The organism is Paenibacillus hunanensis (genome assembly GCF_034055775.1).
GTDB lineage: Bacteria > Bacillota > Bacilli > Paenibacillales > Paenibacillaceae > Saccharibacillus > Saccharibacillus hunanensis.
In genome coordinates this window covers 3,083,464-3,107,371 of sequence record NZ_CP139194.1, presented here as the reverse complement: position 1 = coordinate 3,107,371, position 23,908 = coordinate 3,083,464, and the positions used below count along the sequence as shown (strand labels likewise).

Annotated in this window: 17 protein-coding genes; 6 read left to right on the top strand and 11 right to left on the bottom strand. The window is 43.7% G+C overall.

Annotated features, from left to right (window positions below):
• The first annotated feature begins 98 nt into the window (after positions 1–98).
• The 3 genes from SK066_RS12540 (at position 99) to SK066_RS12530 (ending at position 3,421) form a co-directional block, all read left to right on the top strand.
• Positions 99–1,400, top strand: a complete 1,302-nt coding sequence (locus SK066_RS12540; protein WP_320541746.1) for an ABC transporter substrate-binding protein — start codon at positions 99–101, stop codon at positions 1,398–1,400.
• Positions 1,401–1,667: 267 nt separating this feature from the next.
• Positions 1,668–2,555 (top strand): carbohydrate ABC transporter permease, encoded by an 888-nt coding sequence (locus SK066_RS12535; protein WP_320541745.1) that lies wholly within the window; start codon positions 1,668–1,670, stop codon positions 2,553–2,555.
• A 26-nt stretch (positions 2,556–2,581) separates the two neighbouring features.
• Positions 2,582–3,421, top strand: coding sequence for a carbohydrate ABC transporter permease (locus tag SK066_RS12530; protein WP_320541744.1), 840 nt, complete (start codon positions 2,582–2,584; stop codon positions 3,419–3,421).
• Between the two features lie 77 nt (positions 3,422–3,498).
• Here SK066_RS12530 and SK066_RS12525 read toward each other — a convergent pair whose 3' ends face one another.
• The 3 genes from SK066_RS12525 to SK066_RS12515 all read right to left on the bottom strand — a co-directional run bounded on the left by SK066_RS12525 (position 3,499) and on the right by SK066_RS12515 (position 5,355).
• Positions 3,499–4,011, bottom strand: a complete 513-nt coding sequence (locus SK066_RS12525; RefSeq protein WP_188774805.1) for an arsinothricin resistance N-acetyltransferase ArsN1 family A — start codon at positions 4,009–4,011, stop codon at positions 3,499–3,501.
• Between the two features lie 19 nt (positions 4,012–4,030).
• A complete protein-coding gene (locus SK066_RS12520; protein WP_320541743.1) occupies positions 4,031–4,831 on the bottom strand; it encodes an arsenite methyltransferase in 801 nt (266 codons plus the stop codon).
• 71 nt (positions 4,832–4,902) lie between these two features.
• Complete coding sequence (locus SK066_RS12515) at positions 4,903–5,355, bottom strand: MarR family winged helix-turn-helix transcriptional regulator (protein ID WP_320541742.1); 453 nt, start codon at positions 5,353–5,355, stop codon at positions 4,903–4,905.
• Between the two features lie 273 nt (positions 5,356–5,628).
• Here SK066_RS12515 and arsC point away from each other — a divergent pair, with 273 nt between their 5' ends.
• Positions 5,629–6,048 (top strand): arsenate reductase (thioredoxin), encoded by a 420-nt coding sequence (gene arsC / locus SK066_RS12510; protein WP_188774802.1) that lies wholly within the window; start codon positions 5,629–5,631, stop codon positions 6,046–6,048.
• Positions 6,049–6,183: 135 nt separating this feature from the next.
• Here the strand turns inward: arsC and SK066_RS12505 are convergent, their stop codons facing one another.
• The 4 genes from SK066_RS12505 to SK066_RS23155 all read right to left on the bottom strand — a co-directional run bounded on the left by SK066_RS12505 (position 6,184) and on the right by SK066_RS23155 (position 11,327).
• Positions 6,184–8,307, bottom strand: coding sequence for a glycoside hydrolase family 36 protein (locus SK066_RS12505; RefSeq protein ID WP_320541741.1), 2,124 nt, complete (start codon positions 8,305–8,307; stop codon positions 6,184–6,186).
• A gap of 317 nt (positions 8,308–8,624) precedes the next feature.
• Entirely contained in the window at positions 8,625–9,428 is an 804-nt protein-coding gene (locus SK066_RS12500; protein ID WP_320541740.1) for an AraC family transcriptional regulator, read from the bottom strand.
• A 511-nt stretch (positions 9,429–9,939) separates the two neighbouring features.
• A complete protein-coding gene (gene trhO / locus SK066_RS12495; protein ID WP_188774799.1) occupies positions 9,940–10,824 on the bottom strand; it encodes an oxygen-dependent tRNA uridine(34) hydroxylase TrhO in 885 nt (294 codons plus the stop codon).
• Between the two features lie 263 nt (positions 10,825–11,087).
• Positions 11,088–11,327, bottom strand: a complete 240-nt coding sequence (locus tag SK066_RS23155; protein ID WP_407673823.1) for a hypothetical protein — start codon at positions 11,325–11,327, stop codon at positions 11,088–11,090.
• Positions 11,328–11,364: 37 nt separating this feature from the next.
• On the opposite strand from SK066_RS23155, the gene SK066_RS12490 reads away from it, so the two are divergent.
• Entirely contained in the window at positions 11,365–12,387 is a 1,023-nt protein-coding gene (locus SK066_RS12490; protein ID WP_320541739.1) for a UDP-N-acetylmuramate dehydrogenase, read from the top strand.
• 548 nt (positions 12,388–12,935) lie between these two features.
• On the opposite strand, the gene SK066_RS12485 is transcribed toward SK066_RS12490, so the two are convergent.
• From SK066_RS12485 to rsgA, 3 genes are all read right to left on the bottom strand, one after another.
• Entirely contained in the window at positions 12,936–14,171 is a 1,236-nt protein-coding gene (locus tag SK066_RS12485) for an MFS transporter (RefSeq protein WP_320541738.1), read from the bottom strand.
• A gap of 389 nt (positions 14,172–14,560) precedes the next feature.
• Entirely contained in the window at positions 14,561–15,034 is a 474-nt protein-coding gene (locus SK066_RS12480; RefSeq protein ID WP_250343143.1) for a MarR family transcriptional regulator, read from the bottom strand.
• A 394-nt stretch (positions 15,035–15,428) separates the two neighbouring features.
• Positions 15,429–16,499, bottom strand: coding sequence for a ribosome small subunit-dependent GTPase A (gene rsgA / locus SK066_RS12475; protein ID WP_320541737.1), 1,071 nt, complete (start codon positions 16,497–16,499; stop codon positions 15,429–15,431).
• 777 nt (positions 16,500–17,276) lie between these two features.
• Here rsgA and SK066_RS12470 point away from each other — a divergent pair.
• Positions 17,277–19,646, top strand: coding sequence for an AraC family transcriptional regulator (locus SK066_RS12470; protein WP_320541736.1), 2,370 nt, complete (start codon positions 17,277–17,279; stop codon positions 19,644–19,646).
• Between the two features lie 116 nt (positions 19,647–19,762).
• On the opposite strand, the gene SK066_RS12465 is transcribed toward SK066_RS12470, so the two are convergent.
• Positions 19,763–23,566, bottom strand: a complete 3,804-nt coding sequence (locus SK066_RS12465) for an S-layer homology domain-containing protein (protein ID WP_320541735.1) — start codon at positions 23,564–23,566, stop codon at positions 19,763–19,765.
• Between the last annotated feature and the right edge of the window lie 342 nt (positions 23,567–23,908).

Here is a 23,908-nt window from a genome sequence, read left to right as displayed (position 1 = left end):
AATTTCACCTTATCGGCATTAAGGCCTGTCCTGCATACAATAGAACTAGGCTAACAAGCCCGATCATGATGACGGCAATCAGAGAAAGGACGAAGACAATGAAATTAACCAAAGCGTGGAAGCTAACCATTGTTGCTGGAGTCGTACTCAGCCTGCTAGCGGGCTGTAGTAGCGGAAGCAGTTCATCGAACGGAGCAAGCAGCAATAGCAATGAGAGTGCAGTAACAACACTGAACTTCTGGGCGGCACTTGATCCAAGCACGGATCAGGGCAAAGAAATCCAGCAGCAGATTACACAGTTCAACAATGAACATAAAGACGTACAGGTGAATATGCAGGTTATCTCCTATGATGTCATGCATCAGAAGCTGATTGCCGCTGTAACGGCAGGCGATGCACCGGATATGACATGGGGACTGGGCGAATGGTTCGGTGAGCTGAATCAGATGGATGCACTGGCAGACTTGACCCCTTATGTAGACAAATGGGCAGATAAAGATAAGCTGTACCCGAACATCATGGAAGGCCTTACTATTGACGAAAAAGTGAAAGCGCTTCCGAATTACATCGGTATCCGTGCACTACTCTACCATGACAATCTGCTCAAGCAAGCTGGCTATAATGCACCACCCAAAACATGGGATGAACTATTAAAAATGGGCCCTGTGATCAAGCAGAAAACAGGTAAATACGCCTTCGGCATTTCAGCGAGCGGTGTACGCTCCTCGCAGGAGTTGATGACGTATCTGGCGCAAAACGATGTGCAGCTTGTGAAGGATGAGGGTGGAGGTAAGTACAAAAACACCTGGCAGGAAGACTCGGATCAAATGAAAAAAGCAACGCAGGTATTCCAATTTTACAAAGACCTGCTAAGCAGCAACACGATTGATCCGAATGGAAAGACATGGGGCTGGGAAGAAGAGGATCAGAACTTTGTGCTCGCTCAGTATGCAATGGTTGTGAACGGTTCATGGATTGAGGGCCGTACGAATGAGAATCCGGAAGGCATGAAGGATGTCAAAATCGCGCCACCGCCATACGGCAGCAAGCCAGCCACATTTCTGGAAATCGCGCCACTGTATCTGTACAAATCAGACCATCTGGATAAAACATGGGAATTCGCTTCCTTCCTGATGAGCAAGGAATATCAATCCAAGGTTAATCCATCGTCTGCCCCACGTAGTGATGCCATTACAGGCGCATGGGGCAAGCAGTTCATGGAGCTGACTTCTCAAGGCGTGAACTTCCCACCGATCTCGCTTGGAGGCGTAACACAGGCGATGCAGGATTCACTGGCACGTCTAATGCTACAAAATGATTCGCCAGAGGCAGTAGCAGCATGGCTTGGTCAGGCGATTAACGATAGCTTGAAGGCAAGCGGGCAATTAAGCGGTAGCTAAACGATAGCTGTAAAAGTAGCTAAATAATGTACCAATAGGATGGTTTAACAGGTAGCTTGATCAGCAAAATTATAATGAATAGCATCCGTGCAAAGAAATAAAATCTAGCATGAACAAGCCAAATGATAAGCAGTGTAGCTTTATGAAGAACGAACAAACAGAAATAGAATAGAGCTAATAAAGCAGGCGGAGCCAGAGTATACTTGTTTTGGCTAAAGGACATTTGGCTTCGCTTGCTTTCATTACTCAGAAAAAGTGGTGAGTGGTGTGACTCTACGTGAGAAACGAATTCGAATGGTCGCTTATTATTTTGTTATTCCAGCGCTATTGTTTTTTATATTGCTTAATGCGTACCCACTCATTACCGTGGTGTGGGACAGCTTTCAGCTCATCAATATGCTGAATAAAGCATTATCTGGCTTTGCAGGATTATCCAACTATGTAGCCGTCCTACAAAATGAGAACTTTCAGGCGGCGCTGCGACATACATTTGTATGGACGCTCCTATCTGTTGCTGGTGAATATGTATTTGGATTAATCACAGCGTTAGCCCTTAATCAGAATATTCGCTGTCGGGCATTGTTCCGCGGCATTATTATTATTCCGTGGGTCGTACCGATCGTCATTGCAGGTATGACATGGACATGGATGCTTGACCCGAACTATGGCATTATTAACTACTGGCTTGTGAAAATGGGCATCATCGCACAGCCGTACAACTGGCTAGGCGAGATGAATACCGCATTGTATACTGTCATTTTCGTAAACATCTGGCGCAGCTTCCCGTTCTATACGATCAGCTTACTGGCAGGCTTACAGTCGGTATCCAAGGATATACTGGAAGCGGCTGCAATTGATGGAGCGGGTGTACGCGTGCGCTTCTTCCAGGTCGTATTGCCGCAATTGAAAAGCATATCGCTGACGATCATCTTCATTCACCTGATCTGGACAGCGATCAACTTTGACTTTATATGGGTGATGACCGAGGGCGGCCCATTATATGCTACGGAAACACTACCGATTCAAATTTTCCGGTATGCGATGCAAACGTATAACTTTGGCTATGCGTCTGCGTTAGCATCGATGATGCTCGGGTTTATGATGACAGCGTTCTTGCTGTATTACTTTATGTCTGTTCGTAAAACGAATCGCTAATAGAGAGAGGAGAGCGCGCCATGCTGATGAGCAAGCAAAAACAGCTGTTTTTTCAAATCTTAACCTATGTTGTTTTACTTGGCTTTTCATTCTATTGTTTGTTCCCTTTTCTGTGGATGGTAGTTACCGCGCTGAAGCCAACCGATCAGATTCGCACGATCACGCCTAGCTTTATCGTGGCACATCCGACGATGGAACATTTTATCAATGTGATTACGCAGTCGAAGTTTTTGACCTATTTTCGTAATAGTATATTCGTCTCGGTCGTTGTGACCGCATTATCGTTAATGATCTCGATTTTTGCTGGTTATGCGCTCAGTCGCTTCATTCGCTTCCGCGGAGTGAAATTATTCAGTGTAGCGATGCTACTATCACAGATGATTCCGGGCGTATTATTACTGATTCCACTGTACTTAACGATGAAGGATCTTGGACTTATTAATACGTACACTTCGCTTATATTGGCGTACACGACATTCACAGTGCCGCTATGTACATTTATGATGAAAGGCTTTTTCGATTCGATACCGATGGATATGGAGGAGGCGGCAGAGATCGATGGATGCTCACGCGTATCGTTGATCTTTCGCATCCTGTTGCCTGTGTCGCTACCGAGTATGATTGCAGCAGGAATGTTTGCCTTTTTGAATTCGTGGAATGAATTTATGTTTGGATTTGTATTTATTAATGATGATGAGCATCGGACATTAACGCCGGGAATCTATCTGTTCAAAGGATTGTTTCAGACGGACTGGGGTAGCCTGATGGCGTCATCGGTGCTTAGTGTATTGCCAGTCGTGCTGATGTTTGTATTTATGCAACGATTCCTTGTAGAAGGAATGACGGCGGGATCGGTCAAGGGATAGGAGAAAGTACAACAGAAAGATGAGCACAAACTGGGGGATGTGCTCATCTCTGATACATATATAAAATAAATTTTAGTTCAGAGAACTTTTTCCATGATCATTACATCAATTAATTTCCCATCTAAAACGCCTTGCTTCTCAAAGGTACCTACTACACGATATCCTTGCTTTCGATATAAGCCTTGCCCGGCATAATTAAAAGGAAAGGTGAATAATATAATTTTGCGAAATTTATTTTCTTGAGCTACTTGTTCTAATGAGGCAAGGAGTTGACTACCAACTCCTGTTCCTCTAGCATCACGTGTAACATAAATAGATAAATCCGCTACTGCATCATAAGCGCATCGGTGCGAATATCGATTTATAGCAGCCCAGCCTACTGTCGTTCCATGACGCTGTGCGATTAATGCAGTATATCTATCCTGGTGCTCTTCAAACCATGCTTCTATATAAGATTGATCTTTCGTTTCCGATTCTAGCGTAGCAATACGATCTTCTATTCCTTGGTTATAAATAGTCAATATCGCAGGAAGGTCTTCTCTTTGTACGGCTCGAATATCTAAATTTATCGTGTGATCAATATGTGTCATCTTGATAAACCACCCTTCATTATGCCTTAACAGCCTGTATTACAGCAGATACGATATAATCTTCTATTGGTGTGTTAGGAAGCCATTCTTTTAAAAATTCCTTTGAGTCTTCTTTTGGTTGAATAAGGATATTCGTAAACCCACTCTGTTTCATCATAGTTGTAAGTTCTTCTATAGATGACGCCCCTGAAATACATCCACTGTACAAATCTTGAGTATCATTTTTGATAGCAAACGGCAATTCAGCTGTCGTTACAATATCAGAAATGGCTAATCGTCCACCAGAACGTAATACACGATATGCTTCCTGAAAGACTTGCTTTTTGTCTGGAGAAAGGTTAATCACGCAATTCGAAATAATTACATCAATGGTTCCATCAGCAACAGGCAAATGTTCGATCTCACCTAACCGAAAATCAACGATTGTATTTCCAGAATTTTCGGCATGTGTACGAGCTGCACTTACCATAGCCGGTGTCATATCTACACCAATAACTCTTCCATTTTCGCCAACTTGTCGTGCAGCAAGAAAGCAATCAAAACCAGCACCGCTCCCTAAATCAAGTACATTTTCACCAGGCTGTAAGCTAGCAATAGCTTGGGGATTGCCACATCCAAGTCCTAGATTCGCTCCTAAAGGTACAGATTGAAGTTCATCTTTAGAATATCCAAGTTGCGCTGAAACGTGAGCCACATCCTTAACTGGGTCATAGGATACTTTGGTTTGACAGCAAGAGCTAGTTAACTGACTCTGAGTAACAACTCCTTCATAATGTTCTCGAACATTTCGACGAATTTGATCATAGGTTGGTGTATTCAATGTTCTCCACTCCTTGAAATAGATAATATAAATATGCTTTTATAATATTTGTTATTTGCAAGTAAATTAGTTCATTCTTCTTGGATAGGTGAACAGCAACGATCAGATTTTGCCATAGCTTCATTAAGTAACTGGATAGAATGAATAATCGTTTGCTGCTCAAACGGTGTTAAATAAGAAAAGACCTCGTCTAGATAGCTATTCATTTGTTGATTGATCGTGTTTGCTATATATTGTCCATCAGATGTCAAAATAAGCAGAGAAACTCGACGATCATTTGGATCAGCTTGCTTCGTTAAAAGCCCCATTTTAATCAAATTTTGTGCTTGTCGACTGAATGTCGTAATATCAGTTCCTAATATATCTGCAATTTGTTGCATGGAAGGATGATCACGCTGATCAATCTCGTATAAGATATGACTTTGTGCCACAGATATATCATGACCACCGATACTACAACAATTTTTATTTAATAAACCAAAACGCCGTGTCATGACTTGGAATAATTCTCTTTTGTTTTGCATTACCGATCACCTCTACTCTTTTATAAATGATTAATTTGCATATTGCAAGTTTTTTTATGGATAAATTACTTGATTATTGCACAAATATTCGCTAGCATATAAGCGTACAGTTATATAGAGACGAAGTTTATTATGGATCAACTTTATGAAGTAGCTCACTATCTTAAATTATTAGGGAATAAGACTCATCTAACAATGTTAGTACTATTAAAGGATCATTGCATTTTACATAACGATACGCTTAAATGCTGATCCTCAAAGGAGAGAATATAAATGTCTAAAAAAACGCTCTATTTTCTATGTACGGGCAATTCCTGTCGAAGCCAGATAGCTGAAGGCTGGGGAAAGAAATACTTGGGTGAAGAATGGAATGTATATAGTGCAGGAATTGAAGCACACGGATTAAATCCCAATGCTGTAAAAGCTATGAAGGAAGTCGGAATCGACATTTCGAAGCAAACTTCTGATATTATTGATCCTCAGATTTTGAACAATGCAGATTTTGTCGTTACATTATGTGGAGATGCCGCAGACAAATGTCCAATGACACCACCTCATGTCCGTCGTGAACACTGGGGGTTTGAAGATCCAGCCAAAGCACAAGGTACAGAAGAAGAAAAATGGGCTTTTTTCCAGCGTGTACGTGATGAGATTGAAGAGCGAATTAAGTATTTTGCCGAAACGGGAAAATAAAGAAAATGGAGCAGATACCTTCTGCTCCATTTTCTTTTAGTTAGAAATATAATATAGACGATGTAAACGAGATTAAAGTTGGTTGTAAAGGTACTAACATGTGTTTTCTTCATAATATAGTTATGAAGCATGTATTCATCTTGCTTCATTATGATCTGTACGTATCTCATACAAGCGAGCTATTTTATTTTGCTTAAAGTTGAAATGGATCGTATTGCCGTGTACGTAATAGGATGTATTCTCATCTGCTGCTGGATTCGGATAGAGTTGGGTAACGCTTTGGATCGATTGGGTAGAATAGGTTGCGCTAAAATGGTCATTTAAGCTATGTGTACGCCAGACAGCAAGATACAGACGGTCAGCTGTTTCGATGCCGAAGCTGAACCATTCGTCATCGATAAGTGGAATACCGGTTAGCCATACAGGGCGTCCCATTGGAATATAGGAACGAATATCCTTGTACACGTCAATCGCCTGTTTGACGAGTATCAGACGGTCTTCCGTCAGCTCGCTCAGATGTCCGCTCTGGTGGATGCGCAGCAGCATCGTATTCACCATATTGAAAATCACTTCCTCACGATCACCTTCACGTAGTGGATACGACCAGATAGCCGCTTGCTCTGGTGTGACATTGGCGGCGCAAGCGGCGGCAATAGCGCCATTGCGTACATATTCGGTTTGATCTGTAATGGACTGAATGCTATGTCTTGCAAGCATCTGGTAATCATGGCGCATACCGCCGCTACCGCAATTTTCGATAACGAGTTCAGGATAAGCTGCAAAAATATCATCCAGCCATTGTAGATAAGCTCGATTATGCTCTAGTAAGCCATCGCCCATGCTGTCACTATGCTGATCCGTGCCGATGCCAGTGGTGATATTATAGTCCATTTTGATATAACCGATGCCATAATCCTGCACAAGGCGATGAATAACAGATGTTGCATAGTCACGCACCTGCGAATTGCGGAAATCAAGATGATAGCGACTATGATCGATTATGCGTTTACCATGACGCATAAAAAACCAATCATCCGGTAAGCTCGCTGCCAGTTTGCTGTTAATACCCATCACTTCAATTTCCAGCCACAGACCAGCGATCATGCCTTTGGATTTGATGTACTGGATCACCTCAATCAATCCGCCTGGAAAACGCTGTTCGGAGGGCTGCCATTCGCCTACATTGTCCCACCAGTAGCCATCGGAATACCAGCCGCAATCAATTACAAAATATTCACAGCCCGCAGTAGCAGCTGCATCGATAAGAGGAAACTCCTTCTCCGTGGTCGGATCACCAGACAGACAATTCATATAATCATTAAAAATGATTGGCAAATATCGGTTATCTTCATTCGGACGACGAATGGCGCGGCGATAGCGGGTCAGCTCCCAGACCGCTTCCTGCCAGCCACCAGGTATAGCACCGAACGCTACCGGAATAGTGCTGAAGGATGCGCCAGCTTGCAGGTTTTTCCACCAGTGATTGTGTAGCTCGGTAGGCCCGCTGAGCCGTAGCGCGAGCTCTTTGCCAAGAGCGGCATCGCTAAGCTCCCAATGCCATGCGCCATTGCTTTCCAATTGCCAGAAGGTAGTCATGCCGGTGTAGTCATTTTCCAGAATACCGATCGGAGCGAATTGTGAGCAAGACCAGGAGGAATTGTTAGAGACCGAGATGACCTTGGTAGAATCCTGCAATTTCTCACCGTCCAATGCATAGAGCAGACCCAATTCTGGTAGACTGTATTTCTGCCATTGATTTTCTCCTGTCCATGAATTGTGGGGAAGATATAGATGATTCGCTGTGTAAGGAAGTGAGGAGCCTGTGCTATTTACCCCTACAATATGGAGGGAAGAGATATACTCAATCCCAAATGGTTCTGTACCTGTATTCGTAATCTCATTCCATACGTTAACGATACGTATGCCGGGAAAAAACTGTATATGTGTCGTAACTATAAGCGAGCAGGCTTGCTCATAGGCCTGTGTGATCGACAATCGATCCTCCTGCTGCTCGATATGCTGGAATGTCAATGCTGCACCTGGCATCGTGTTGGATAATCGTGTTCCTTTATGACCTGGTTGATTGAATCCGGTAAGCTGAAGCTCAACCAGTACACTTGCATGCTTGCGCTGTTCAGGAATATCCTCAGCATCAGGCAGAGGAGCGCTGGATAAGTGTAGCAATCGGATGCGTTGCTGATCGTCTAGCTCGAATAAAGTATTAACACCATATATTTGATATTCATACAAGCGAGTCATTTTGTTTCTTCCTCCTTTGTTTGGATCTAATCAAGGCGCACTGGCTATCTCTTTATTTCGTATAAGCAAGCAGCTAGCGCTACCCTCATTGTATTCCTTTGCTATCGCTTTCCTATAGCTATACCAAATGAAAACTATACCATTTCCCATATGTTAAGCTACCAGCACATAACACAAATAGCACCCTCGGATCAAAGTAGAGGATGCTACCCGAAACACAAATGATATGCTGCACATCATCAGTGTGCTTATTGCTTATCCGATTCTGATCTATAGCAACAAGAATAGACAGCAGTATTCGAAATTGGAACGTATACCTAATCCAAACGACGATGCCGCTTACTATAAAAGCCTGGAGCCACGCCAAATAAACGTTTAAATGCTCGTGCAAAGGATAGTGGGTTGGTATAACCTACTGCATGAGCTACCTTTTCCACAGTGTAATCTGTATTTTCTAGCAAAAACTTGCCGCGTAGCATACGATAGCTGGTTAAATATTGCAGCGACGTTTGCTGTAGCTCAGCGCCTGTCAGCTGTGTTAAATAAGTAGGGTGGATGCCGATTTGTCGGGCAATACTATTCACCGTTAACTCTGGATTTCCATAGGAAGTACGTACATGAGCAATGAACAGATCGACATAGTGCTTCGGACTACGAGGATTCGAATTCATCTGGTGCATATTTTGATCCACATGGAAATAAGACAATATCCGAAAAAAGTCTCCTTGAACCCTTAACATCGGATGCCGCTGCTCCAGATGATCTGTAATAAGTGAGTGAATATAACGCTCTGCTTCAGAACGATTATGTAGCTCGCCTACCTGCGCATGAGCATGAAAACCAAGCTGCTGTAATATTTCTGCCGTGCGTTCCCCCTGAAAGCCGATCCACACATATTCCCACGGTTCCTGCTCATCTGCTTCATATACCGCGTACACATCATTCGGTTCGATTAGAAAGAAATTCCCTGCTTTTAAATGATACGTTGTAGCTCGTGATCGAAATGTGCCCTTACCACTCAAAATATAATGCAACACATAATACTCTCGAATTTGAGGCCCAAAACTGTGACGAGGCAAGCATTTCTCATATCCTACATTCATCACATATAATTCATTCAAAAGCGGCTCCGTAAAAAAGATTTCCTTCCGTTCATCACTTTCTATAAACATGGCAAATACCCTCGCTTTATCTAATATGCCGATCGAATGGGGAGGAGGAAGACGATGAAGAATTAGACGAATCTATTCATTTCGTAATATGTAAAATCGTAAGCGGTAGCTCATCACAAGCCGTGCGAGAACCAACCTATGCTATATCGTCTATCCTGTACGTTCAATGTAACAGATTGTACAAAAATGTTGAAGCATTGAAGCTGGCTGGAGGGGGATCAAGGAGTAGCTAGAAGTAGAATGTATGTCTTCGATAAAAATAGCACAAAAAAAGAACGAACCTTCTACATCAAGGTTCGTTCTTCAACATTCCATCTAGCTTCAACTCGCCGATTCCCTTTGAAGCATCGTCAGCAATAAGCTAGAGTCTTCATAAAACTCACATTGCAATATTGTACATATCATCGACATCATATGACGTCGATTCATAGCACTAGAATGAAAGGCGATGCCGTTCCAATCAACCAACCAGTGCTTGCTCACGGCAAGCATCCGAGCAATAATGCTCATGCTCATCTTCGCAGCTATCACAAACGATATGCTGCAAGTTGCAAACCGGGCAATTGACATAATGATCTGTTGTGTCTTCACAGTGGAAGCATTTACCGACCACCACATCTTCATCGGTATGGTTGATTTTCACCGAAATGCGCTCATCGAATACATAACATTTACCATCAAACAGACGACCTTGCACCTCAGGGTCTTTGCTGTACGTCACAATACCGCCATCCAGCTGAGCCACATCGTTGAAGCCCTCGTTCATCAGGAAGCCGGACAGCTTTTCACAGCGTACGCCGCCTGTGCAGTACGTTAGAATCTTTTTATCCTTATACTGACTCAGATTCTCACGAATCCATTCTGGGAACTCACGGGAAGATTCCACGCCTGGACGAATCGCACCACGGAAATGACCAATATCATATTCATAATCATTGCGACCGTCGATCACGATCACATCTTCTTGCTGTAATTGCTCATAAAATTCCTTTGGAGACAGGTGTTTACCTGTTGTCACATTCGGATCGACATCCTGCTCTAAGCGGAATGTAACCAGCTCTTGCTTATGACGAACGAATATTTTTTTGAACGCATGACCTTCCGATTCGTCAATCTTGAACACGACATCAGCAAAGCGAGCATCGGCGCGCAGATCATTCATGTACTGCTCGGTTTGCTCCCATGTGCCTGACAATGTGCCGTTGATGCCTTCTGGCGAGATCAGAATGCGACCTTTAACGCCCAGGTCTTTGCAATATTGCAAATGCTCGGCAGTTAGCGTCTCTGAATCTTCAAGTGCGACGAATTTATAAAACAATAAAATCCGGTATGGATGTGTGGACATTAATATCACCTTTAATCATATAATGTAGAAAAGCCTGTATTTATCAAATTCCGTATTTCATCAAACAATGAACGCAATTTCAAATTTTACGCCTGTTCACAAGCTTAGTCAACGGATATGCTGAAAAAGTCATGAAAATGCAATTTATTTGCGGATATTTCGCTATTATGCTCGATATATGATCGCTGATGACTGACAAATGATGCAAATTGCTCGCATATCCACTTTAAATTATCGCCCTGTTTTGAAATATGAAAAGAATATTATATTTTTATGCTTGGGTTTTCACGGGAGCATATCATATAATGGAAAAGATGCAGATATAGCGATGCATGTATAGATGTGTAGGCTATTGTCCGTGAGAGGTGTACATGAACCGGATTGTGAATCATCAGGATGATATCAGGGTACATGATGAATTGAATGAGCATACAATCAAGCACACCGACAATAAGCATACAAGCATGCGATGACCGTCTTGTACGGGAACAACTTACACTTATAAAATGAGAGAATACAAGGTAGAGCAGAGGGGTTACGATGAATTTGAATACGCTACAGTTTGATGAATTATGCCAGTTGAATGCGAGTCTGGCGCCTTACTCGACCTATGAGATTGGTGGTACAGCACGTCATCTCGGTCTTCCAGCAACAACAGCAGAGCTTGCTGTGCTGCTTGAGGGAAGTAAGCATAAGGGGTTAGATGTAAAATGGTTCGGCATGGGCTCGAACATCCTGTTTCCAGATCAGCCGCAGGACGATACACTGTTTCTGTCGCTCAAGCGTCATGTGGAGCTGACCTTTAGCGAAGATCGTCTGTTCGTATCGGCAGGTGTACCGATGACCTGGCTGGCGCTGATTGGCGTAATGACCGGGATGAAAGGGATGGAATTTACGTATTTGCTGCCTGGCACGATGGGGGCAGGTATTTATATGAATGCAAAATATTTCAATTATGATATTAGCGGCTTGCTGGATCGTGTGTATTATATCGATGTCACGCGCCCGGAGCAGGGCATGCAGCATATTGGTGTGGCTGAATGTCAGTATGCGTATAAGCAATCCATTTTCCAGCAAAATCCGTGGGTGATCGTAGGAGCAGACCTGCATATAGGGGAATATACCTTACCTGAGGCAGAGCGTTGGGCAGCTCTGATGCAAGAGATGAAGGTATCCAGTGCAGCTTCGTCGAGTCTGCCTGAATATTTCCGCTATTACCAGGATTGGATCGGTCGTCTATCTGCCGAAGGCTATGACGTGCCGCAGGAGTTTCATGATGTGATCGCGGATCGCGGCGGTAAGCACCATTTTGACCATGCCTGCTGTGGCTCGGTATTTAAAAACAATTATGAATTTGGTCAACCGACAGGTAAGCTTGTGGATGAGTTGGGGCTACGCGGAACACAGCGTGGCAATGCACGTATCTCACCATATCACGGCAACTTTATTCAAAATGTCGGTGGTGCAACGGCAGAGGATGTGCTGTATCTGATTCGTCTTGTGCAGGATGGTGTACACACACGCTTCGGCTTTGTGCCAGAGCCAGAGGTTGTTATTTTGTAATTTAATCCTTGAATCTGGTCAATGTGATCGCAATTATGGATAGGTGCTATGCCAGGGTACTTGTTAAACTTTTCAGAGGCTGGTATATGCGTGCGTTCAGGTCGTTAACAGGATCAGGATATGCCAAACAGGTCCGAGTATTCGGGCCTGTTTTTGTTATGCTGTCTGTTTTGTACGAGCAAATATCGTACGACTTGGTATGGAGTATGATTTTAGATAAAGCTTAATCTTCAGATACAGTGTTCGATATAGTTTTCGGTATTTAGAATAGATTCTATTACACGATCTTCATTTACATTTTGCGTAGGAGAAGGTTTTCTCTGGATAAAATAGTATAGGAGTATAGTCTTTTATAGCTTCATCGTATGATGAGCTACAGCTTTGTGATCTCACAGGTTATAGCTTCATCGTATTATGGGCTACAGCTTTGCGATCTTATAGGTTATAGATTCATCACATTACAGGATCACATCTCTACAGATCATCTAGAAATTATCCGTAAAATATATTAGAAATCATCCCCAAAATACTCAGCTTCGTACGTTCGATCACGAAGCAGCTCGATATACTTTGCGATACAGCACGATAGCAGCAATACCGATCAGAATCACGCCCATCCATGCTGGAGCAGCGTGCCCGAGCGAGACATATAGATGTCCTCCGATCAGGGGCCCAAGTACACGTGCAAGAGATTGGATCGACTGGCTACCACCCTGTACGCGTCCCTGTTGACTTGCATCGGCAGATGTTGACAGCAATCCGTTAAAGGAGGGGCCAAAGATCGAGTCACCAAAGCCGAATACAAACATCCCTGCAAGAAATAAGCCATAGGAAGAAAATGCCACTGATGAAGCGATCAATCCATAGCCACACAGCTCAGCGACCATACCTAGAATAGCGATCGACACGCTGCTCATCCTTGTTAGCAGACGCGGCATAATAAGGCTCTGGGACAAAATATCCTGAATACCGATAATCGAGAAGACAAGACCGATCCATACGGGCTGCCAGTGGAACATATCGAGTGTAAATTGTGCAAGCACCGCCTGCATCGCGCCATTAGGTAACCATAGCAGAAAGGCAGCGAATAATAATCGTTGTAATGATTTGACTGATAAAATGTTGGCTAATTGAAGAAACGGATTCAGTCGGCTTAGCGGAATATGCTCGACACGAAGCTGAGGCGCTAGACTTTCCGGCATGTAGCGCCAGCCATAGAGCACATTAAGTAAGGTAATCGCAGCGCCAAAATACAGGGGAGCGGTATAGCTGATGCCAGCAAGTATTCCGCCGAGCGATGGGCCAATGATCGTACCTGCACCAGCAGCCGCACCAATCCAGCCAAAGTAACGTGTACGCTGCTCCGCAGATGTAATATCAGCAAAATAAGCAAACAGCGTGGCGATCGTGCCGCCCGTAATACCTTCAATGATCCGTCCAACAAATAAAATCCACAATGCACCACCAATACCGAATAACAAATAGCCAGCGACCGAGCCAAGTAAGCAAAGCAGTAGCACCGGACGTCGTCCATATCGATCACTGAGCGCACCAAGTGCAGGGGAAGCGATAAAGACACAGATTGCATATACCGAAGTTAACCACGCAACGATCACTGCCTGTTGCGAAGCATCCTGTACATAGGGCTGCACAAGAAAAGGTACCACCGGTATGACGATACCAAAGCCAATCGCGCATAAAAACACAGAGATAAAGCCAAACACCAATGCCTTACGATTAATACCGAGATGAGATGGAGACGGGGAGGAAGAATGAACAGTCAAGGGTAGTTCTCCTTTCAGAATGGGGTAGAGTTGGATAAAGTTTTTTGTTTCCTAGTTGACAATAATATAAGATTTTTTTGTTTCCTTGTCAACAAAAATAAAAAATCTGCTCTACCGAAACGATCTCGGATTAGAGCAGATTTTAACAGGAACTGTTTATTTTACTGGAGCGGTATATTTTACCGGAGTCGTATATGTTACTAGAGATGTATATTTTAGAACCACATATAATTAGAACTCGTACATATGGAAGCAGCGTCAGAGCACAGCTAAAGTAAAATAAAAGCAACACAAAAGCAAAATTCATAAGCAATTCGATCAAAATTTAATACAATAGGCTATTAGACTACGATTCCATTCATACACCATTTGAATAAAAACGCACGACTTTATCCATGTGCTTCATCCCGATTTACAGGCTGGATATACTGATCCAGATGCTGACTATAATTATGAATAAAGGCAAGCATGCTATCATACTGCTCATCCGTAATGTGCTCAAATACAGCCGCATCACGCTCCTGAAATTCCCGATGGAGCCGTTCATGAATATGCTCGATTTCCTTCCCTTTTTCCGTAAGCTTAAAATAAATTTCCTTCTTGTTATCCGGCTTCTGGTAGCTTTCGATCAAGCCTTTTTCCATCAGCTTTTTAGTCATTTTGCTGATCGCACTACGGGTCATATAAAAGTTCTCAGCCAGCCGGGTTACATTACAATCCGGGTGTTTACCAATATATTCGATGCAATGCACCTCAGATGGCTTATGATCACGAAGCTGATCCTCCATTTTGATACGATTCAGCCACGCCATTTTCGTAAATAATTGTCTGAACTCCAGCATCACTTGCTCCTGTTTGTTCATCATCATTCTCCTTTACCGTACAGGTTCGATTGCTTTCAGTATAAAACTCTTTTGTTTCCGTTTCAACAATCGTGTTCGTGGCTAGGGGTAGCCAGCGTGAACTTATGATGACATACAAAAATGCTCCATCTGTCCATATAGACGGAATGATCGTCTACTGAACAGATGGAGCATAAAATGTACAGATGAAATTACAATAAAGTGTAATAAGTAATAGACCAAACTATCTTCACAAAAGAGCGGTCAAAAACATATGAAGCCAAAGCTAAAGGTAGCTGTTCTATAGTGGTAATCTGCTCTAATCGCTAGCGATACACTGAAAGTTCCACTTGAACAATCAACCTGCTATCGAACAATCAACTTACTACTAGAAGATATAGCTTCCCGTTTTGACCTAAGCCCGATGCTTGTGCTTACTGTTTTGCTTGCTCATTTTACTAATCGTTTTCCACTTTTGCCTCTCCTGGCGCTGAAGCTGGCTATTTTGCTTGCGCTCGTTAAAAGCGATTTCGCGTTTGAGCTTTTGCCAGTTGATGTAGTGCTTACGTGATAATGAACCATTTTCCAGTGCTTCCTGAACGGCACAGCCCGGTTCATCCTCATGCGTACAATCTGCGAATCGACATTGCTCGCCAATCTCATCGATATCGCTGAACGTCTCATCCAATCCATCGGAGGCAGTACCTACTCCAAGCCCACGCATACCAGGTGTGTCGATCACGATCACACCATTAGGCAGCAGATGTAGCTCGCGATGCGTAGTCGTATGACGACCGCGCGCGTCATCCTCACGGATTCCACCCGTACGCATACGCTCTTCACCAGCAAGTGCGTTCACCAGGGATGATTTACCTACACCGGATGAGCCGAGCAATACAATTGTCTGCCCCGGCTGAATCAACTCTCGTAGCTCTGCCAGACCGTTACCGCTAATGCTATCGACTGCGAAGAAGGGAACGCCAAAGCCGGCTGCTTCCAGCTCACTGCGATAGGCTTCTAGCTGATCGGTCAGGTCTGCCTTGGTCAGCACAATGACAGGCATTGCGCCGCTATTCCAGGCGACGGTCAGATACCGTTCGATCCGATTAATATTAAAGTCATCGTTGGCCGAGCTAACGAGAAAGCAATAGTCAAAGTTAGCTGCAACGACCTGCTGACCTGCATTTGGGTCTGGATCATCGCGTACAAACAGGCTGGTGCGCTCTAGTACCGCATGAATAAGCGAAGTATCACCCGGATGACTTTCCAGTGCGACAAAGTCGCCAATTGCTGGTCGCTCCATACGATCTACATCACGGAAGGAGGACGTTTTTGGACGTGCCAGTCCTTCTCCATCGGCTGAGACAACACGTAACACATGCTTGAATACAGCAGTTACGCGTGCAGGAATAAGATGCGAGGGCAGCTCCAGTTCAGCGAAGCGCCCTGCAAAATGATCATTATATCCGTATTTATTAAGTTCCAATTCGGTTAGCTCCTTTTATGACGGGAGCTTATGAATCTTTATCCGTTCATTGCTCCCGATTTTGAAATGGTCACGAGTGTCAGACGGCTGCGAAAAAACGTATAGATTCTCATATTCATCATCCTTTCTTGTCGGGATTTCATGTACAGCATACCAGAAGCAGGAAAAAAAGTCATGAATAATTTCTCTGACCTAACAACGTAAACGCTATGTTAGCCAAATGTGATCAAAAAGTACCAAATTTAACGAATCTGCAAACTTAACCCTTCTCAGATAGCGAAAATAAGCTACAATTGATGTGATCATGTTCTCATTTTGTAAAATCATCTGCTGTATGATGGATAAAATAACAGCAGGATGACTACCATTTTTGATCAACATCCTCATGATCGCTTGTCATGTGATCCATTTTAATAAAATCGATTTCACTGTTAATCTATCTTATTTCTTCCTCGGTGAAATAGCATGAATCTCTGTTGCTTTCGCAAAATTAATATTCATTGAACGACGTTAAAGAAGATTAGCACGGCTTTATAATTACGTTGTTACGTGTTCCATAATTCATAAGCAGCGATAGAAAAGGCTGTCGTACACAGTGGTGCAGAATGTAGCGCTTTATAATAAGCAAAGTTGCTTATTCCGCTTCTGACCCTCTCTATACAGGTGTTCTGCTAGCACTCAGCTGTCCTTTTGAAAAGGCATGAGCGATCTGACACAGGCATCTGACTTTAGGTACGACCTGGCTGGCGATTATCGTTATGCGTGAGGAGGAAACGGATGATATTCAAGCGTAGGGGCTCAAGATTACAGCGAAGCTATATGGTGTCCTATTTGTTAATTTTCCTTATTCCGCTGATCGTGATTACGATCTTTATTTATCAGAGTGCGGTAAAAAGTCTGCGTACTGAGATTGAGCAATCCAATGTAAACCAGCTCAATCAGGTGCGTATGACGATCGATGGACGTATGACGGAGTTACGTGATATTGCGATTCGTATGAGCTATGACAATAGCCTGACTCGCTATATGGTGAAGCATCCGTATTACAGCAGCGAAGCGATCCGCCGTTTGGATCAATATCGGGCGAATAGTGCGATTATCGACGATCTGCTATTATATTTTCATAATGATTCGGTCATTTATTCGTCGGAAGGATTAAGTGGTCTGAATGTTGTGTTCGGTAAAACGTACAAATTTAATAGCTGGGATCAACAGCAAATTAAGCGTGACCTGAATGAAATTAAGTATCCGCTTACAAGACCGGCGGATGGGGTGACCGTGAACTCGCGTCAGTCGTCGATGCTGGTACATATGGTGCCGATCAAGCCGACTGATGCGTATCCCTATGCAACCGTCGTTTATTTGATTAATGAATCCAGACTAACAGGAATGATGGATTCGGTACTGAGTGACTTTACAGGCAATAGTTATATTTTCGATAATAATGGTCATGTGTTAACAGCCAATAGTCATGATGCACCGCCTACACCGCTGGAGCTGAGTACGCTGGCAGAGCTCAAATCAGGCATTCACAATATGGAGCTTGGTGGCAAGCAGCAATCGGTTGTGGCGGTCGAATCGCAGGAAAATGGCTGGACATATGTGACGACGATGCCAAGCGATCAATTTTTCAGTCGTATCTTCCATGTGCAGACGCTTATTGTGTTAATCTTTGCACTCGTTGCACTGGCAGGTATTCCGGTGGCGCTAATGCTGGCGCGTCGTCAATATGGGCCATTGCGTGATCTGGTCGAATTTGCACAATCTCGTAGTACAGGAGCAGGCTCGTCGCCTGTACGTCACCCTGTAGCCGATTCGTCTATGCACAATGAATGGGCATGGATTCGAGAAACGTTGCTGCATTATCGGGATCAGGTGGGCTTGCAGCAGCCCTATGTACGGCATCAATGTTTATTGATGCTCATGAAGCATGGACAGCCAGATGATCCAGAAACCGTTCGTCTGATCGATGGACTTGGACTTCGAGGTGAAGGGCTACAATATTTTGTCATGATCGTATCTGGCGATGCCTTGGCGACTCGTGCTGCGAATACGACAGCTGCCAGCAATGTAGAGCTATTAGATGAGACCGTAAGCCCCTATCTTAGCTTACCGGATGTATTAAGCGAGGTGGCATTGCCAGAGCTTGGTGCGCATCTATATGGGGTGGAATATTCCTCAAGTAACCGACTCGCACTTGCAGTATGCTGGCAACCTCAAAAGGATCGGGAGCAGGAGACGAGCATGTGTAGCATTGTAGAGGCAGTACGAGAGCTGGTACGCCAGCATTATGGCACTGTACCTACTGTTGGTGTAGGCACAAGCTATACTCAGCTGGAGATGATCAACCAATCATTTATTGAAGCCGCTACGGCGATGGAATATCGTGTGATCGGAGAGACATCCAGTGTAACGTACTTTAATCAGCTTCATCAGGAAGAGGAGCGCTCAGGCAGCAGTCAGTTCTGGATTAGCAATGAATCGCTGCTGAAGCTGTCTCAGAGTCTCAAGCAGGGCAATATTCAGGTTGCAAGCCATATGATTCATACGATTACCGCAGGCGTGCATGCACAGTCCCTGCCTTTACCACTGATGCGATGTATTTTGTTCGATCTGCTGAATACGGTACTCCGTGCAGCGTCTGATGCAGGCTTGCTGGGCAGTCTACGCGATATGCCACAGGTATCTGCTTTCGAGACGGCAGAAGAGCTGGAAGGACAGCTGCAAATGCTGGCTATTCGGATTTGCGAATGTGCGGAGCATAAGCAGGAGACCGAGCAAGTATCACTAATGGATCAGATTGTTGCGTATGTAGAGGAGCAGTATGCTGATTATGCACTCAGTCTGGAAGGAATGGCACAGCAATTTTCCATTTCCAGCTCGTATTTGAGTCGTACATTTAAGGAGAAAACAGGCGTAACCTTCTCCCAGTATATCTGGCAGCTACGGCGAGACGAGGTGATTCGGCAGATTACAGAAACCGATCATCCACTCAAGGATATTATTGTGCGAGTCGGTTATCTGGATACAGCTAATTTTATTCGCAAGTTTAAAAAGGAAATGGGCTGTACACCAGGGCAGTATCGCAAGCTTCATCATGGGGAAGAGGAGCAGTCAGCACTGGAGATTCGAGATTCGATCTCATAACAATGAACAGAATAAATACAAAAACCACCTTCAAGAGATCAACGTCAGCAGCGAATATGCTGGAGTGTCTCGAAGGTGGTTTTTGTTAGCGTGCTTTTCGCTTATACGATGTTACTTTATTTCAGTGAGTAGGAGTTCGAAGCTTCCATAATGTCGGCATACGCCCAGTGGCTGGATGGTACATCCTTCCACGGTGTTGGACGAGCAGACAGGACAGCTGTTTTCTCCAAAATCTTGTTGAGGATCGTTACGGCTTGAGCACGAGTCAGTGGTGCATTCGGCTGGAAGCTGGATGGGCTAATGCCCTGCATCAGACCTGCTGTCAGCACAAGCTTGATTTCACGCTCTGCCCAGTGACCGTTGATATCCGTTGCGAATGTTGTACCACCCTGACCGCTAAGACCTTGCCAGCGGCTCAAAATGATCGCCATTTCAGCGCGCGTGATCGGCTTGGATGGAGCGAAGGTACCGTTTGGCAAACCACTCATCAGTCCAGCAGACTGCATCGATTGAATCGCTTGATTCGCCCAGAAGCTAGAAGATACATCCTTGAAGCTTTTTACTGTGCCTGCATTGCTGCTTGTTGCTTGCAGACGATAGAGCAGGGAAGCGAGCTCAGCACGAGTCAGGCTGTTGTTTGGACGGAAGGTTCCATCTGGATAGCCTTCGATATAAGCAGGTTTGACGATACCACCTGTGTTAGCAGGGTTCGTACCCGTTACAGGTGTTGTACCTGCATTGGTTGTAGTACCACTCACTTGCATAACGGTAAACGTACTGAATTTGCTTGTGTTGATTTGCAAAACTTGATTGCCGGAATCGTCTGTAATCAAAGTAGGCTTGATAAATTCCTCGCTACCGTCACTATGATTCACATATACATACAGATCTTTCACGACGGAAAGGCTCGGTATTTTAACCGTATCCAGTGGGATTAACACATCAACAGGCTTGTTCTGGAAATTTGTAATGATGTCGATCGGATTGCTAACAACAGAAAGATCAGCATTACCAACAATTTGTTTTACAATCGACATGTTGGAGGCGCGTACTTTCTCTTTTAACATGTCCTGATACTTATCGAGTACATTGATTTTGAAATTGATATCTTGATTGACATTAAGCATTGAACTGTTTGGGATGGCAAGCTGAATCTTGCTGGTATTGATGTTCAAGTTCATGTCATTGCTGCTGATGGAATTAGATACACTCAGCGGCAGGTTAATATCAGTATTCGAAGTTACATTGTCGATTGCCGGAACGTTTAAGCGAACCGTAGATTCTTTCATGCTCTTAAGCAAATTGATGGCACCTGACATTTTGCTTGGATCAAACGTAATGGTGCGCAGTACACTGCCATCGAATTGAGTGGAGCGGGATTCGCTAGCTGTAGAAGGCACGTACGTTTTACCTGCGCCACCATCTACACCCAGTGTTAGAGAGCTATCGGTTTTCTTTTTGTCGTCTTTTACAATAACAGGGTCCACGATAACAGGTTTAGCATTCACAGTAATCGTCGCGGTATCGGATGCATCCTGCTGGTTAGCTACATAGACGGTGATTGATGCCGTTCCTTTGCCAACTGGAGTTACGACACCATTTTGAACCGTAGCAACCTGCTCATTGCTGCTTTTCCAAACCAGCTGTGTATCTGTAGCATTATCTGGCAAAATGCTGGCGGTGAGCAGAGCAGGAGCATCGCCTTCAGTGAGTGTCAGTGTTGATTTGTCCAGCTTAACACTCGTTGCCGCAAGGGAGTCGAGGAAGCTAAGCTTGTTCAGTGTATTGGTTGTAGATTGTACAGAGCTGGTATAGCCTGTACGATCGGGCAGGAATACGACACCATATCCCATGCTAACATTGCTCATTAATTTGAATTGAGTGTACGCGATCGGAACATTATTCAGTAAAGACGCATCCGCTTTATACAGACCATTCAATCCTACATTCACATACAGGTTGCCCAGAGGACTAATCGTCAGACCGTATGCTCGTGTTGGATACGTAGCTACTACATCAGGAGTCGTTGCAGAGTCAGCAGGGAAACGCATGATGTTGGAGATAGCCTGCATTTCATTATCCATTTGCAAAGTGAAATATAGACGATCATTTCCATCAAAAGCTAAGCCCGCAATGGCCATGTCATACGAATTATTGGACGTGTCTAACGGTGCCTGATAATACAATTTGCTGTAATCTGCAAGGTCTTCGTCATAATACGGGAAGTTTTCGGGATCGTTCAAATAGGAATGATCCAGCTTGTAAATTTTGCTTTGACCGCTAATCACGTAGAATAGATCGCCATTTTTATTAAGCGCAACTGCGACTATATTCGTATCATAGCTTTTAATAATACGTGTGATTTTAAATGTTTTCGTCGAAATTCTAGAAAGACCGTAACTATAATCAGCATAATAGACGTCGCCATTATAATAAGCCAGTCCGAATGGACGATTCAATTGCACATCGCTCACTTGTGTTGGGCCAGGCTTAACGATAACGCTACGAGTCACTTCTTTGGCTACATATTGTGATGTGATCGAAGCATTATAATGAATGGTATACGTACCAACTACACTTGTGTCGATACTTGGAACAGAAGCCCCATTCAATGTATACGTGGTCGTCTGTTGAAGACCGTCGTATTTACTCGGCGTAACGATTACACCTGGATCATAGAAGGAATCATATTGAGTTATCGTAATTGGTGAAACTCCATTCAGCGTAATGACTGGAGTCAACGTCGATTGTTGATTCTTTCCAAAAGAGGAACCCATATACGATGTACCATCTGGCGTAAAGAACATGCCATAACCGCCACTGAATTGACCGTTGCTAATATTTACGAGACTATTTGTACTTAGAGGGAGGGATTGAAGTGAACTAGAATCAATTCGGTACACATTCCCATCTCTGCCGCTCGTATATAAATTTCCTAGCGGATCAATGGTGAAGCTGCTAAAGTAAGTCGTGAAACCACTCAGTACAACTTGTGGCGTGAGCGAATTGGCAGGCAGTTTCAAAATACCCTTGGAGCTGAAATCCGAGAAGTAGATGTTATCCTGACTGTCGAACGCTAAACCATAAAAGAAGTTATACTGGTTAGAAGAGAAATACACACTCTTTTTGGAGTTGAAATTACTTTGGCTCATTGGAAGATTGTTCAGCTCGTTATGATCCAACTTGTAGATCGTCGAATCGCTGTCTATCGTGAAGAAAAGATTACCAGCAGAATCAAGCGCGACTGCCATAAAGGATTGGTTGGAGCTGACGATCTGTTCGACCTTGCCGCTATAGAGATTAACACGTGCTAGTCCTTTGTCACGTTGTGCAACATACACATAATCTCCGTGATACGCCATTCCATAGGCATTGTCTACATGGATACCGGACAGGTTAACATAGTCGCCAACATTGACAATAGTTACGGTACGTGTAGCTTCATCGGCGACACGGTTGTCTGATGTGGTCACATTGTAATGAATAACGTAAGTGCCAGTTGCATTGGTGTTAATCGAATTAACTGGCTGGTCATTCAGTGTATACGTCACCGTTGCGGAAAGGTCATTGTATACATCGTCCTGTACCGTTGTGCCTGGATCAGCAAAGGGTGTACCAATTTTCATACGAACACTGCTATCACCAATAAGGTTAATGACTGGTTTGCTAGTTGTAGAGGTGATAGTGGCAGTACCGCCGCCTCCTGAAGTAGAAGTAGAGGTATTGGTCGTATTGGATGTTGAAGAATTGCCCGTAGAGTACGTATCAGATGAAACTGTACTATTACTGTTGGATGGTTCAGTATTGCTTGTATTGCTGCTTGTCGTACTTGCCGTATTATCATCGGCATAGACAGGTGTAGCCGCTGCGCTTGGCAAAGCAATCATAATCGCCAAGCACCAGATCATCCATTTTTTCATGTGATGTCCCCTTTTATTGTATATTTAATCTTCTTTCCGCAATATTATTATCGGTAGCTAGCCGGCTTTTAATTAACCAAATAAACTGTTTTTTGCAAAATAGGTGTTTCATTTCGCTGATAAGGGTGTAAATCTGTTATTTTGCTGTTATTTTGCTGTTATTTTGCTGTTATTTTGCTGATGTAATTACAGCGATAGTTTAATGATCAATCAATAGTAATAAGTAGTTAGTAACAAGTAATCAATAATACAAAAGGCAGCCCTTTAAGGACTGCCTTTTGCTCGCTATGCACGGAGAATGCTACAGATAGCTTCACGAAATACTATAAAAAATATCGTTGA

Bases quoted from the DNA above. Each gene is read 5' to 3' on its own strand.
- SK066_RS12480 (WP_250343143.1), bottom strand. From the start codon at position 15,034: ATGAACAAACAGGAGCAAGTGATGCTGGAGTTCAGACAATTATTTACG.
- SK066_RS12505 (WP_320541741.1), bottom strand. From the start codon at position 8,307: ATGACTCGCTTGTATGAATATCAAATATATGGTGTTAATACTTTATTC.
- SK066_RS12515 (WP_320541742.1), bottom strand. From the start codon at position 5,355: ATGCAAAACAAAAGAGAATTATTCCAAGTCATGACACGGCGTTTTGGT.
- arsC (WP_188774802.1), top strand. From the start codon at position 5,629: ATGTCTAAAAAAACGCTCTATTTTCTATGTACGGGCAATTCCTGTCGA.
- SK066_RS12465 (WP_320541735.1), bottom strand. From the start codon at position 23,566: ATGAAAAAATGGATGATCTGGTGCTTGGCGATTATGATTGCTTTGCCA.
- SK066_RS12525 (WP_188774805.1), bottom strand. From the start codon at position 4,011: ATGACACATATTGATCACACGATAAATTTAGATATTCGAGCCGTACAA.
- SK066_RS12490 (WP_320541739.1), top strand. From the start codon at position 11,365: ATGAATTTGAATACGCTACAGTTTGATGAATTATGCCAGTTGAATGCG.
- SK066_RS12540 (WP_320541746.1), top strand. From the start codon at position 99: ATGAAATTAACCAAAGCGTGGAAGCTAACCATTGTTGCTGGAGTCGTA.
- SK066_RS12530 (WP_320541744.1), top strand. From the start codon at position 2,582: ATGAGCAAGCAAAAACAGCTGTTTTTTCAAATCTTAACCTATGTTGTT.
- SK066_RS12470 (WP_320541736.1), top strand. From the start codon at position 17,277: ATGATATTCAAGCGTAGGGGCTCAAGATTACAGCGAAGCTATATGGTG.
- trhO (WP_188774799.1), bottom strand. From the start codon at position 10,824: ATGTCCACACATCCATACCGGATTTTATTGTTTTATAAATTCGTCGCA.